General features: G+C 75.1%; 12 protein-coding genes and 2 riboswitches. Of the genes, 4 read left to right on the top strand and 8 right to left on the bottom strand.

The features are described 5' to 3' along the window. Positions 1–7 precede the first annotated feature (7 nt). Both ACK99Q_RS12725 and ACK99Q_RS12720 read left to right on the top strand, forming a co-directional pair. Positions 8–1,504 carry a cobyric acid synthase gene (locus tag ACK99Q_RS12725; RefSeq protein ID WP_410186493.1) on the top strand — a complete coding sequence of 499 codons (1,497 nt, stop codon included), beginning with the start codon at positions 8–10 and terminating at the stop codon, positions 1,502–1,504. Further along, entirely contained in the window at positions 1,501–2,241 is a 741-nt protein-coding gene (locus ACK99Q_RS12720; protein ID WP_410186492.1) for a cobalt-precorrin-6A reductase, read from the top strand. Before ACK99Q_RS12725 ends, ACK99Q_RS12720 begins: the two co-directional genes overlap by 4 nt. Here ACK99Q_RS12720 and ACK99Q_RS12715 read toward each other — a convergent pair. From ACK99Q_RS12715 to ACK99Q_RS12680, 8 genes are all read right to left on the bottom strand, one after another. After that, positions 2,180–3,139, bottom strand: coding sequence for a cobalamin biosynthesis protein (locus ACK99Q_RS12715; RefSeq protein WP_410186491.1), 960 nt, complete (start codon positions 3,137–3,139; stop codon positions 2,180–2,182). The genes ACK99Q_RS12720 and ACK99Q_RS12715 overlap by 62 nt on opposite strands. Continuing rightward, complete coding sequence (locus ACK99Q_RS12710; RefSeq protein ID WP_410186490.1) at positions 3,136–3,945, bottom strand: CbtA family protein; 810 nt, start codon at positions 3,943–3,945, stop codon at positions 3,136–3,138. The genes ACK99Q_RS12715 and ACK99Q_RS12710 overlap by 4 nt, the downstream gene beginning before the upstream one ends. A 127-nt stretch (positions 3,946–4,072) precedes the next feature. Then, the gene (locus ACK99Q_RS12705) at positions 4,073–4,282 is read right to left on the bottom strand and encodes a CbtB domain-containing protein (RefSeq protein ID WP_179424414.1); all 210 of its coding nucleotides are present in this window, start codon (positions 4,280–4,282) and stop codon (positions 4,073–4,075) included. Between the two features lie 56 nt (positions 4,283–4,338). Beyond that, a riboswitch (cobalamin riboswitch) is annotated at positions 4,339–4,400 on the bottom strand. Continuing rightward, complete coding sequence (locus ACK99Q_RS12700; RefSeq protein WP_410186489.1) at positions 4,387–4,869, bottom strand: histidine phosphatase family protein; 483 nt, start codon at positions 4,867–4,869, stop codon at positions 4,387–4,389. (Overlaps the previous riboswitch by 14 nt.) Further along, positions 4,866–5,627, bottom strand: a complete 762-nt coding sequence (gene cobA, locus ACK99Q_RS12695) for a uroporphyrinogen-III C-methyltransferase (protein WP_410186991.1) — start codon at positions 5,625–5,627, stop codon at positions 4,866–4,868. The genes ACK99Q_RS12700 and cobA overlap by 4 nt, the downstream gene beginning before the upstream one ends. 203 nt (positions 5,628–5,830) lie before the next feature. After that, positions 5,831–8,248, bottom strand: a complete 2,418-nt coding sequence (locus ACK99Q_RS12690) for a cobyrinate a,c-diamide synthase (RefSeq protein ID WP_410186488.1) — start codon at positions 8,246–8,248, stop codon at positions 5,831–5,833. Then, the gene (cobO, locus tag ACK99Q_RS12685) at positions 8,245–8,859 is read right to left on the bottom strand and encodes a cob(I)yrinic acid a,c-diamide adenosyltransferase (RefSeq protein ID WP_410186487.1); all 615 of its coding nucleotides are present in this window, start codon (positions 8,857–8,859) and stop codon (positions 8,245–8,247) included. The genes ACK99Q_RS12690 and cobO overlap by 4 nt, the downstream gene beginning before the upstream one ends. A gap of 1 nt (position 8,860) precedes the next feature. Next, positions 8,861–10,867: a VWA domain-containing protein gene (locus tag ACK99Q_RS12680; protein WP_410186486.1), complete on the bottom strand. Its 2,007-nt coding sequence runs from the start codon at positions 10,865–10,867 to the stop codon at positions 8,861–8,863. A gap of 46 nt (positions 10,868–10,913) precedes the next feature. Then, a riboswitch (cobalamin riboswitch) is annotated at positions 10,914–11,060 on the bottom strand. 70 nt (positions 11,061–11,130) lie between these two features. Here ACK99Q_RS12680 and cbiE point away from each other — a divergent pair. Next, a complete protein-coding gene (gene cbiE, locus ACK99Q_RS12675; RefSeq protein ID WP_410186485.1) occupies positions 11,131–12,336 on the top strand; it encodes a precorrin-6y C5,15-methyltransferase (decarboxylating) subunit CbiE in 1,206 nt (401 codons plus the stop codon). Next, positions 12,333–13,088 (top strand): precorrin-4 C(11)-methyltransferase, encoded by a 756-nt coding sequence (cobM, locus tag ACK99Q_RS12670; protein ID WP_410186484.1) that lies wholly within the window; start codon positions 12,333–12,335, stop codon positions 13,086–13,088. Before cbiE ends, cobM begins: the two co-directional genes overlap by 4 nt. The last annotated feature ends 86 nt before the right edge of the window (positions 13,089–13,174 follow it).

The following is a 13,174-nucleotide window of genomic DNA, read 5'->3' as shown; positions in this document are numbered from 1 at the left end:
TGGACCGGTGCACCCCGACCCCCGTCGCAGCGCCCGGATCCTGGTGGCCGGGACCACGTCCGACGCGGGCAAGAGCCTCGTGACCACGGCCCTGTGCCGGGCCTTCGCGCGACGCGGCCTGCGCGTGGCGCCGTACAAGGCGCAGAACATGTCGAACAACTCGATGGTGTGCGCCGGCGGCGCCGAGATCGGCCGCGCGCAGTGGGTCCAGGCGCTCGCCGCGGGAGCCGAGCCCGAGGCCGCGATGAACCCCGTCCTGCTCAAGCCGGGCGGCGACCGCCGCAGCCACGTCGTCGTGATGGGAGAGCCCGCCGGGGAGATCAGCAGCCGCGAGTTCATCGGCGGCCGCACGCACCTCGCCGCGGCCGCCCATGCCGCGTTCGACGACCTCGCCTCGCGGTTCGACGTCGTGGTCGCCGAGGGCGCCGGCAGCCCGGCCGAGATCAACCTGCGCGCCGGCGACTACGTGAACATGGGCCTGGCCCGGCACGCCGACATGCCGGTCGTGATCGTGGGCGACATCGACCGCGGCGGCGTCTTCGCCGCGTTCTACGGCACCGTGGCCCTGCTCGAGCCCGCCGACCAGGCGCTCGTCGCCGGCTTCGTGGTCAACAAGTTCCGCGGTGACGAGTCACTCCTCGCGCCCGGCCTGCGGCAGCTGGAGGACCTCTCGGGCCGCCGGGTCCTCGGCACGCTCCCGTGGAGCCCCGACGTGTGGCTGGACTCCGAGGACGCCCTCGACCTCGAGGGACGCCGGACCAGCGCCGAGGGCGCGTTGCGCGTCGCGGTGATCCGGCTGCCGCGCATCAGCAACTTCACCGACGTGGACGCGCTCGGCCTCGAGCCCGACGTCGACGTGGTGTTCACCGCCGATCCGCGCGACCTCGCCGACGCCGACCTCGTGGTGCTCCCGGGCACGCGGGCGACGGTCTCCGACCTCGCCTGGCTGCGGCTGCGCGGCCTCGATCGCGCGATCAACCGTCACGCCGAGTCCGGGCGTGCCGTGCTCGGCATCTGCGGCGGCTTCCAGATGCTGGGGCGGCACGTCCACGACCCCGAGGGGGTGGAGGCCGGCGAGCCGACCAGCGTCCCGGGACTGGGACTGCTGCCCGTCGAGACGACCTTCGCGGTCGAGAAGACGCTGCGCCTGCCCGAGGGCGAGGCACTGGGCGCGGCGGCCGCGGGCTACGAGATCCACCACGGACGGATCAGCCGCGACGCCGGCACGGAGGAGTTCCTCGGTGGCGCCCGCGTCGGCTCCGTGTTGGGCACGATGTGGCACGGGAGCCTGGAGTCCGACGACCTCCGGACGGCCGTGCTCGACCTCGCGGCCCGATCACGCGGCGGCTCGTTCAGCGCCTCGGGCGTCAGCTTCGCCGCGGCGCGGGAGGCCCGACTGGACCTGCTGGGCGACCTCGCCGAGAAGCACCTCGACGTCGACGCGCTGCTCCACCTCGCGCAGCGGGGCGCGCCCGCCGTCCCCACGGTCGGACCGTACGCGTGAGGGTGCTCGTGCTGGGCGGCACGCGGGAGGCCCGCGCCCTCGCCGAGCTGCTGGTGCAGGACGGTGACAAGGTCGTGACGTCGCTGGCCGGCCGGGTCGCCCGCCCGCGGCTGCCCGTGGGCGAGGTCCGCGTCGGCGGCTTCGGCGGGATCGACGGCCTGGCCTCGCACCTGCGCGACGAGGAGGTGGGCGTCGTGGTGGACGCCACCCACCCGTTCGCGGAGACGATCAGCGGCAACGCCGCGACCGCGTGCGAGCGCACCGGCATCCCTCTGGTGCGACTGGAGCGTCCCGGCTGGTCCGAGCGCCCGGATGTCGGCGCGTGGCACTGGGTGGACGACCACGACGAGGCCGCCCGCGTCACCGCCACGCTCGGCCAGCGACCGTTCCTGACCGTGGGTCGACAGTCGCTTCACCGCTTCGTCGAGCCGCTGCGCGAGCTCGCCTGCGTGGTCCGCGTCGTCGACCCTCCCGAGATCGAGCTGCCCGCGGCGTGGACGCTCGTGCAGAGCCGCGGTCCGTACACCCTCGAGCACGAGCGGGACGCCATGGCGACGGTCGACGTCCTCGTCACGAAGGACTCGGGCGGCTCGCACACCGAGGCCAAGCTGAACGTCGCCGCCGAACGAGGGATCCCCGTGGTCGTGGTGCGCCGCGCCGGTGCGCCGGAGGGAGTCAGCGTCGTGCGCGACGCCGCGTCCGCCCGCGCCTGGGTGCGAGGGCGAGCAGCACGCTGACGCCGGCCGCCGCCCACGCCACCGCGGTCGCGAGGCGGGTCGCACGGGGGAGGTCGGCCACGTCCGGTGCCGGTCCGTCGCCCATCCGGGCGCGGTCCTCGATCCGTCCGGCGTAGTCGTTGACCCCGCCCAGCGTGACGCCGAGCGCTCCCGCGAACGCAGCCTCGACCGGTCCGGCATTCGGGCTCGGGTGGCTCCGGGCGTCACGACGCCAGGCCTGCCACGCCTCGGCGGGACGGCCCCCGACGACCGGCGCCAGTACCACGGCGAGCGCCGCGGAGACGCGTGCCGGGACGAGGTTTGCGACGTCGTCCACCCGGGCGCTGGCCCAGCCGAACCGCTCGTAGCGCGGACTCCGGTGGCCCACCATCGCGTCGAGGGTGTTGACCGCCCGGTACCCGACGAGTCCGGGCACCCCGAGGGCCGCGCCCCACAGCAGCGGCGCGACGACGGCGTCGGACGTGTTCTCGGCCAGCGACTCCACGGCCGCCCGGCTCACGCCGTCCGCGTCGAGCCCACTCGGGTCGCGGCCCACGAGATGGGTCACCTGGCGGCGCGCCGCCGGGAGGTCGCCGCACTCCAGCTGTGCCGCGATCGTCTCGCCCTCGCGGACGAGCGACCGGCCGCCGAGGACCGCCCACGTCGCCGCCGCCATCAGCAGGACGCGCTGCCACGGACGACGACAGACGCCCTCGGCAGCGGCCGACCCGACGACCAGCGGGCCGACCACCGTGGCGTGGTGCACAATCCCCGCGAGACGGTGGTCGCGGTGACTCACCCGCTCGACCGTGGCGGCGAACCGGCCGAGTCCCGCGACGGGATGGAGGCGGGCCGGGTCGCCCAGAGCCCGGTCGAGCAGGAAGCCGAGGGCGATCCCGGCGGCGCGCGCCCGGCTCACAGGGCCGCGGCCGCCTCGCGACGACGCTGGTCGGCCAGGGCACGGTCGGCGTCGCGTCCCACGAGTCCGGTGAGGACGACTCCGAGCACCGCCCAGAGCGCGGCGACGGTGACGAGCGACTCGCGGCGGAAGTACCAGAGGGTGTCGGCCGGGAAGGAGCCCACCTCGTTGACCGTGGGCAGGGCCAGTCCGACGGCCACGACCACCACGAGGTAGCCGACGGCGCCGATGACGACGGCGTTGAACCCGCCGACCCGGTCGGCCAGCCGCCGGGCGACGACGACGGCGACGATCGCCGCGAGGACGCTGACGGCCCAGAAGCCGAAGTAGAGGGCGGTGCGCTCGCCGATCGTGTCGCCGCTGCCCACCGCCGGCGGGGTCGACGGGTACTTCAGGAACGGGACGAGCCCGGTGGCGACGAAGCCGACGAGGGCGACGAGCGCGGTCGACGCTCGTGCCCCGAGCGCGCCCAGACGCCCGAGCGCGAACGCGGCCGCGAGCGCCGTGGCGCCGCCGAGGACCGTGCCCAGCAGGATCGTGCCGGTGGCCAGGCCCCACGTGGACTGCGTGCCGCGCGAGACCTCGGCCTCGTCGCCGTGGCTGTGACCGCCGGCCTCGTCGTCGTGGGCGTGCGGGGCGGCGTCGCCGTCGTGGCTGTGCTCGGCGGGCTCGGCCGAGGCGGCCTCCTCCAGCGCGATGGCGGCGTCGATCTGGGGCTCTGCGACGACGTACGCGACGAGGAAGGCGGCGAAGCCGGCGACGAGACCGGCGATCAGGCCGTGGATCAGGAAGGTGCGAGGGTTCATGAGGGTTCCGTTCGTGGACCGGTGACGGCGGCAGGGGTCGCAGCAGGCACCGGTGGAGCTGGGTGGAACCGGGCGGGTGCCCGGTGAGCGCCCGGGCTGAGCCGGGCGAGGAGGACGCGCGAGCGCGTCAGTGGCAGGGGTAGCCCATGACGTGACGTGCGTCGTGGACCCACTCGTGCACCAGCGTTCCCTCGAGGACCGAGAACGCGCCCTGCTCGGCGCCCACGAAGAACAGCACCACGACGGTGAGCAGGGAGAAGAAGACCGTCCAGGGCGCGAGGGCCGTGACGGGGATCTGCGGAAGGGCGGCGGGAACGGCCGCGGTTGCCTGAGGCATGTGACACTCCTTGGGGATGCTGCGTCCCATCGATGGATGTTGCGCCCGGCTGGAGGGTCTGGCTCCGCCCCAAGGGGCGTCACAGTAGCGCGACTGCGCCGGAATCACACCGGCTTCCTGTCAGCAAGGCGTGTTGAGGCTAGCAGCCCCGAGGGACACTCGACCAGAGGGTCCGTGACGTGGACCTGCGCGTTCTGCGGGACGGCGCACGGCGCGCCCGTCAGGTGCTCGACGGCGATCGCGATGGTGTCGCCGTGACTCACCACCAGCAGGCCGTCCCCGCGGTCGCGAAGGACGTCCGCGACGCGGGAGCGGACGGACTCCACGGACTCGTCGCGGCCGCGCTCGACGAGCCGGTCGTCCAGCTCCACGGGCAGCCCGAGCACGTCGGCGACGATCTCGGCGGTCTGCACCGCTCGTCGTGCGGGGGAGGACAGCAGGGTCCACACGGGCGCGCCCTGCAGCCGGTGGGCCGCCTCGCGCGCCTGGCGACGTCCGGTCTCGGTCAGCGGCGGGGTGGGGTCGCCGTACTGGAGCCGACCCGCGGCATTCCAGGTCGACTCGCCGTGTCGCAGCCAGCAGATCACGGCTCGAGTGCCGCCACGTGGCCGATCACCGCGACGGCCGGTGCCCCGATCCCGGCGGTCGCGGCGTCGGACGCCGCCTTCGCGAGGGTCGTGCGCAGGCTGCGCTGGCCGGCCAGGCTGGCGTCCGCGACGAGCGCGCACGGCGTGCCGCCGTCGAGTCCCGCGTCCATCAGCGCCTCGGTGATGGCGGGCAGCGTCCGCACGCCCATCAGGACGACGAGCGTGGTGCCCGAGCGCGCGAGCGCCGCGTAGTCGATCGTCGAGTCGGGATGGCCCGGCGGCACGTGACCGGAGATCACCGTGAAGCCCTGCACGAGTCCGCGGTGCGTCACCGGCACCCCGGCGAGCTCGGGTGCTGCGACGCTCGACGTGACGCCGGGGATGACCGTCGTGGCGATGCCGGCGGCGGCGCAGGCCTGGACCTCCTCGAAGCCTCGTCCGAAGACGTACGAGTCGCCGCCCTTGAGCCGCACGACGTGGCGTCCGGCGGTGGCGCGCTCGACGAGGACCCGGTTGATCTCGTCCTGGCTGGTCGACCGGCCGAACGGGATCTTGGAGACGTCGACGACCTCGGCATGCGCGGGCGCCCAGGCGAGGGCCTCCCAGGGAGCCAGCCGGTCGGCCACCACGACGTCGGCGGTCTCGATGGCGGCGCGTCCCGCGACCGTGACGAGGCCGGGATCGCCGGGGCCTGCGCCGACGAGGGTGACGCGACCGGTGGTCGCGCCGTCGGACGTGCGGGCGACGGGCCTCGGCACGTGACGGACGACGAGGTCGAAGGCGTCCTCGTCGACGTGGTCGCGCGTCCAGCGCAGGTGGCCGCGCTGCGCCAGGTCCTCGAGGGCGGTGCAGACGTCGGCGGCACGCACCGTGACGGACGCGCCGTCGCCGATCAGGCTCGCGACGGTGGGGACGGCGTGCTCGGCGCCCTCGAGGACGAGGACGGACAGGCCGGTGGCGTTCAGCTGCATGCGGTGTGGACTCCCCACGTGGTGAGCAGGTGGCGGGTGACGGAGGGCTCGCGGACGGCGAGGCGCACCCAGCCGTCGTCGAGGCCTGGGAACGTGTCGGCGCGGCGGACGGCGATCCCCGCATCGCGCAGGCGCGCGTGGACGCCCGTCCCGGCGCGCGCCAGGACGAACGGCGCGGACGAGGCCGCGGTGGGCACGCCGAGCTCGGCCAGCCCGTCGACGAGGACACGACGGTGCACCTCCACCTGGCGGGCGCGTCCGTGGGTCTCGGGCAGCGCCTCCGGTCCCGTGGTGGCCACGACGGCGTGCAGGGCGGGCGTGCTGACCGACCACGGGGCCTGCTGGGCCTTCAGGTCGGCGACGACGGCGGGGTCCCCGACCACGTAGCCGGCCCGGATCCCCGGCATCGACCAGAGCTTGGTGAGGCTGCGCACGACCAGCAGGCCGGGGACGCGGTGTGCGGCCAGGCTCTGCGTCTCGCCCGGGACGAAGTCCATGAACGCCTCGTCGACCACGACGACGCGACCCGGCCGGCACAGCGCGCGCAGGACGGGGGCCGGGTGGAGGCGTCCGGTCGGGTTCGTGGGATTGCCCACGACGACGAGGTCGGCGTCCTCGGGCACGGCGTCGGGCACGAGGGCGAAGTCGTCCTCGGCACGGCACACGACGTGCGTGACGTCGTGCCCCGCGGAGCGCAGCGCCACGTCGGGTTCGGTGAACTGGGGATGGACCACGACGGGTCGACGCCACGGGCGGGCGCGGGCCATCAGCAGGAAGGCCTCGGCGGCACCGGCCGTGACGAGCACGTCCTCGACCTCGCGGCCGTGACGGCGGGCGACGGCCGCGTGGGCCGCGGTCGCGTCGGGGTAGGACGTGGAGGCGGCGACGCCCTCGGCGAGGGCACGCTCGAGCCAGTCCGGTCGGGGGAGCCGGCTGACGTTGACGGCGAGGTCGACCAGGCCGTCGCCCAGCTCGGCGTCGCCGTGGTGTCGCAGCGGGTCGACGAGCCGCTCGGTCGTCGAGGTCTTCTGCGCCGGCGCGTCGACCGGTACGGCGCCGGCGTGAGGGCTCGCGACCGACACGGCCTCGGCGAACGACTGGGCCAGCCGCGGGTGGCCGGCCCAGTGCAGGTGCAGGTACGAGGCGCTGAGGGTCGGTCCGGCGAACCCGACGGCGCGCCCGTCGACCGACCAGGCCGGGCGGTCGCCGTGCACGGGCGTCACGGTCGTGCGGTGGAACTCGTGCGCCGTCGCCTCGGTGCCGGCGGCGCCGAGCAGCTGGTCGCCGTGCAGCGTGGGGCGGCGGTACGACAGGGTGAGCCGCGGCGTCATGACGGCGTCCGCGTCGAGCGCGCCCACCATCGGGTGGCCGTCCACCGAGCGGCAGAGGTAGAGCAGGCCGGCGCACTCGGCCACCGTCGGCACGCCGTCCAGGACCGCCGCGCGCAGGTCCTCGCGCAGGCTCGCGTTCGCGCTGAGCGCGGCGGCGTGCACCTCGGGGAAGCCGCCGCCGAGGTAGATCCCGCGCGTGCCGTCGGGCAGCCGGCGGTCGTGGGCCGGGTCGAACGGGACGACCGTGCAGCCGGCGGCCTCCAGCAGCTCGGTGGTCTCGGCGTACCGGAACGTGAAGGCACGACCGGCCGCGACGGCGACCACGGGGGAGTCCTCGGCGACCCGCGTGACGTGGTCCGCGGGACTCCACGGGTCCTCGGTCAGCGGGGGAGCCGTGCGCGCGACGTCGAGGATCGCGTCGAGGTCGAGGCCCGCCGTCACCTGCTCGGCGAGGAGGTCGAGCGCGGCCGCGGCCTCGTCACGCTCGGCGGCCGGCACCAGCCCGAGGTGGCGCGAGGGTGCGCTGACGCCCTGGTCGCGCCCCAGCACGCCGAGCACGGGGACGCCCGTGCGCTCGACGGCCCGCACGACCTCGGTGGCGTGCCGCGGCGAGCCCGCCTTGTTGAGCACGACGCCGGCGATGGTCACGCCCGGCTCGAACGTGGCCATCCCGTGGACCACCGCGCCGATGCTGCGCGACGCGTGCGAGACGTCGACGACCAGGACGACCGGCGTGCGGGTCAGCGCGGCGACGTGGGCCGAGGAGGCGAAACCGTCCCCGCCGATCTGGCCGTCGAACAGACCCATCACGCCCTCGACCACGGCGAGGTCGGCACCCCGCGCCCCGTGGAGCAGCAGCGGGACCATGAGCGACGGGTCGGTCAGGTGCGGGTCGAGGTTGCGGCCCGGACGACCGGTCGCGAGCGCGTGGTAGCCGGGGTCGATGTAGTCGGGGCCCACCTTGTGACCGGAGACGACGTGCCCGCGGGCGGCGAGCGCGGCCATCAGGCCGGTCGCGATCGTCGTCTTGCCGTGCCCCGACGCCGGAGCTGCCACGAGGACCCGTGGCAGGGTCACCACTCGATGCCCCGCTGACCCTTCTGGCCCACGTCCATGGGGTGCTTCACGTGGGTCATCTCGGTGACGAGGTCGGCGACCTCCACGAGTCGGGGGTCGGCGCGGCGTCCGGTGACGACGACGTGCTGGCTGCCGGGGCGGTTCGCGAGCGTCTCGACGACGTCGTCGACGTCCACCCAGCCCCACTGCATCGGGTAGGTGAACTCGTCGAGCACGTAGAGGCGGTGGCGCTCGGCCAGGATACGGCGCTTGACCTCGGCCCAGCCCTCGGCGGCGTCGGCGGCGTGGTCGGCCTCGGTGCCGCCCTTGCGGCTCCATGACCAGCCCGAGCCCATCTTGTGCCACTCGACCGGACCGCCCTCGCCGGTCTCCTCGTGCAGCCGGGCGAGGCGCTCGAGCACGGTCTGCTCGCCGATGCGCCACTTCGCGGACTTCACGAACTGGAAGACGCCGATGTCCCAGCCCTGGTTCCAGCCGCGGATGGCGAGGCCGAACGCGGCGGTCGACTTCCCCTTGCCGTTGCCGGTGTGGACCATGAGCAACGGGCGGTTGCGGCGCTGGCGGGTGGTGAGGCCGTCGTCGGGGACGACCAGGGGCTGACCCTGCGGCATGTCAGGCCACCCCCTCGCGCGGAGCGGTGGCGGCGTGGACGACGCCGGTGAGGCCGTCGGCCGTGACCTCGCCCAGCGGCACGTGCTCGGCCCGGAGGTGGGTGGCGAGCTCGAAGCCCAGGCCGAGGCGGAAGCGCCCGGACTCGCAGTCCACGACGACGCTCTGGATCCCGGCCGCGGCGACGTGGCGCGCGGCGTGATGGGCTCGTGCCAGGGCGTCCGGCCCGGACGTGGCACGCCCGTCCGTGACGACCACGAGCAGCGGGCGGCGGGACGGGTCGCGCAGCGCTTCCCGGCGGACGACCTCGGCGGCCCGGTGCAGTCCTTCGGCCAATGGCGTGCGGCCACCGGCGGGCAGGTCCGCGAGGCGCCGGGACGCCACCTCGACCGACCCCGTGGGCGGCAGGACGATCTCGGCGTCGTGCTGGCGGAACGTCACGAGGCCGACCTTGTCGCGGCGGCGGTACGCGTCCAGCAGCAGCGACAGCACCGCGGTCTTGACCTGCTCCATCCGGCGGCGCGCGGCCATCGAGCCGGAGGCGTCGACGCACAGCAGCACGAGGTTCGACTCCTGGCCGACGGTCTCGGCGCGGCGCAGGTCCGAGACGTCGAGCGCGAGCCCCCGGCCGTCGGCCAGTCCGCGCCGGGCGACCTGGTGCGGTGCCGCGGCGGTGATCGTCGCCGGCAGGTGCAGGCGACCGGTGGACCCGCCGTCGTGACGGACGCCGGCGACGCGGCCCTGCGCGGTGCGGGCCCGCGAACGGCGGCCCGACTGGCCCTCGCCCGTGCCGCGCACGACGAGGAGTCGGGCCCGGCTGGGCTCGCCCGCGGACGCGACCGATCCGGCACCGGCCGGGGCGGGACGGCGCTCGTCCTCGGGCGAGTCGGAGGGCTCCTGCGAAGGAGTCTCGGGCGGGGTGCCGTCGGGCGGCGAGTCGTCCGAGCCACCGTCGCCACCGGGACCGTCGTCGTCCGGTCCGTCCGGGCCGGGGTCGGGCTCGTCGGAGCCGAGCAGGTCGTCGAGCCGGTCCTCGTCGAGGCCGGGCTCGTCGAACGGGTTGCGGCGGCGCCGGTGCGGCAGCGCGAGACGAGCGGCGACGCGGACGTCCTCGCGGGTGACGTGCGTGCGGCCCTGCCACGCCGCGTGGGCCGCGGCCGTGCGGGCGGTCACGAGGTCGGCGCGCAGCCCGTCCACGTCGAACGCGGCGCAGATCTCGGCGATCGTGGTGAGGGTCTCGTCGTCGAGGAGGACGTCGCGGACGCGTGCCTGGGCGTCGGCGAGACGCGTGCGCAGCAGGTCCTGCTCGGCGGACCAGCGGCCGGCGAAGCCCTCGGGATCGGCGTCGAACGCGAGCCGGCGGCGGACCACCTCGACCCGCAGGGCCGGATCGCGCGGCGCGGCCACCTCGACCGTGAGGCCGAACCGGTCGAGCAGCTGCGGGCGGAGCTCGCCCTCCTCGGGGTTCATGGTGCCGATCAGCACGAATCGCGAGGCGTGCTCGGCGGAGACCCCGTCGCGCTCGACGCTGACGCGGCCGGTGGCGGCGGCGTCCAGCAGCAGGTCGACGAGGTGGTCGTGCAGCAGGTTGACCTCGTCGACGTAGAGCAGGCCGCGGTGGGCGCGCGCGAGCAGGCCGGGCTCGAGCTCGACGCGTCCGTCCCGCAGCGCCGAGTCGAGCTTGAGCGAGCCGGTGACCCGGTCGTCGCTCGCGCCCACGGGCAGCTCGACGAGCCGGACCGGGCGCTCGACGACCGGCGTCGCGGCGCCGAACGGGCCGTCGGGCGAGACCGCGTCGGGGTCCGTGGGATCGACCGAGAACCGGTCGCCCTCGTAGGCGCGCACGGCAGGGAGGACCTCGGCGAGGGCGCGGACCGTGGTGGTCTTGGCGGTGCCCTTCTCCCCGCGGACCAGGACGCCGCCGATGAGCGGGTCGATCGCGACCAGGGTGAGGGCGAGGGTCATGTCGTCGGAGCCGACGACGGCACAAAACGGATACTGCGCTGGCATGTAGGGCTCCCGCTCGATCTGCCAAGTCGGTCCGGGACGCGGATTGCGCCCCGGGTCGGATCGAGGCCGGTCTTCGGACTTCCCAGGTCTGTGCCTGAGTCACCGCAGCGGGCCCTGTGCCGGATTCTCACCGGCTTCCCAGATTCTCCCCGTGGCCAAACGGCCGTGGGGCACCTCGAACCTTCGCGATCACCCTAGACGCATCCGTCGCGCCCCGGGCAGGGGGCCCGGTGGCCGGGACGACCGGGCTAGGGTCCTCGACCATGAGCGTGCACGTGACCGTGGTCGGCATCGGTGCCGACGGCTGGGACGGACTGCCGGCCTCGTCGAGGGCGTTCGTGGAGGGCGCGCGGACGCTACTCGGCGGCGCCAGGCACCTCGACGACGTGCCTGTGGTTCCGGGGCAGGAGCGTCGAGCGTGGCCGTCGCCGCTGCGCGAGGGACTGCCCGATCTCGTGGCGTCGGCGGAGGGTCCCGTGGTCGCGCTCGCGTCCGGCGACCCGCTGGTCTCGGGCATCGGCACGACGCTGATCGAGCTGCTCGGGACCGACCACGTGACGATCGTGCCGGCGGTGTCGTCGGTGGCGCTGGCGCGCGCCCGGATGGGCTGGCGCGCGGAGTCGGTGGGCGTCGTGAGCGTCGTCGGGCGGGACGTGCGGCTGGTCGTCCCCGCCCTGTCCGCGCACCGTCGTCTGCTGGTGCTGTCGAGCGACGAGTCGAGCCCCGCGGCCGTCGCATCGCTGCTGACCGACCTCGGGTGGGGCGCCTCGCGCCTCGTCGTGCTGGGGAGCCTCGGCGGTGCGGACGAGTGCCGGATCGAGGGCACGGCCGACGCGTGGCACGAGACGTCGCCGCGCCTGAACGTGCTGGCCGTGGAGGTCCGCGGCACCGGACCCGGCTGGGCCGTCGGCGGTGTGCTGCCCGACGACGCCTTCGAGCACGCCGGCCAGATCACGAAGCGCGACGTGCGCGCCAGTGCCCTCGCCCGGCTCGCGCCCGCGCCCGGCCAGCTGCTGTGGGACGTCGGCGCCGGCAGCGGCTCGATCGGCGTCGAGTGGATGCGCGCGTGGCCCAGCGCCCGGGCGATCGCGATCGAGTCACGCGCCGACCGGGCGACCTTCGTCCGCCGGAACGCGGACGCTCACGGCGTCCCGGGCCTCGAGGTCGTGGAGGGCGACGCGCCGGGCGCGCTGACCGGCCTCGAGCGGCCGGACGCGGTCTTCGTCGGCGGTGGCGCGACGGTCGACGGGGTCCTGGACGCCTGCTGGACGGCGCTGCGGCCCGGTGGCCGGCTCGTCGTCCACGCCGTGACGGCCGAGACCGAGGCCGTCCTGCTCGATCGGTACCGTCGTCACGGCGGCGAGCTCGTCCGCCTCCACGTCGAGCGTGCCGAGCCGCTCGGCACCTTCACCGGCTGGACGCCCGCCCGTGCCGTCAGTCAGTGGTCCATCGTCAAGGGAGACTCATGACCGTCCACTTCGTCGGCGCCGGACCCGGCGCGGCCGACCTGCTGACCCTGCGTGCCGTGCGGCTGCTGGAGCGGGCCGACGTGGTCCTGTACGCCGGCACCTACCTCGACGCCGAGGTCCTCGTTCACTGTCGCGACGGCGCCCGGCTGGTCGACACGCAGCACCTCGACCTCGACGAGATCACCGCGGAGCTGGTCGATGCCCACGGCGAGGGGCTCGAGGTGGTGCGGCTGTGCTCGGGCGACCCGTCGCTGTACTCGGCCGTCCACGAGCAGGCGCGCCGGCTGGACGCGGCCTCGGTGGCGTGGGACGTCACGCCGGGCGTGCCCGCCTACGCCGCCGCCGCCGCGATCGTCGGCGCCGAGCTCACCGTGCCCGAGCTGGCACAGTCCGTCGTCCTGACCCGCACCCAGGCACGCTCCACGCAGATGCCCGCGGGCGAGCAGCTCGCGGCGTTCGCCGCGACCGGGGCGACCCTCGCCCTGCACCTGGGGATCACGCGCACGCGCGAGCTCGCCGCCGAGCTGGCCGGGCACTACGGTGCCGACTGCGCCGTCGCGGTGGTGTCGAAGGCCACCCAGCCCGACGAGCTCGTACTGCGCGGCACGCTCGCGGACATCGCCGACCAGGTCGAGGCGGCCGGACTGCGCCAGGCCGCGGTGATCCTCGTCGGGCCGGCACTGGCTCCCGACGTCCGGGGCGGCGAGTCGTTCCTCTACGCGGCCAGCCGCGAGCATCGCCTGCGCCCCTAGGAGCACCTCTGCTGGGGCAGCGGTGAGCGAGCAACCGCATCCGGGCCTCGTAGGGTTGCCAGCTCACCGGTCACGCGGGCGGCTGG

The organism is Aeromicrobium sp. MLTX1 (assembly GCF_046452335.1).
In the GTDB taxonomy this organism is placed as follows: Bacteria; Actinomycetota; Actinomycetes; order Propionibacteriales; family Nocardioidaceae; genus Aeromicrobium.
Note: the sequence above shows the minus strand (reverse complement) of the source record. Positions and strands in the feature narration are given on the sequence as shown.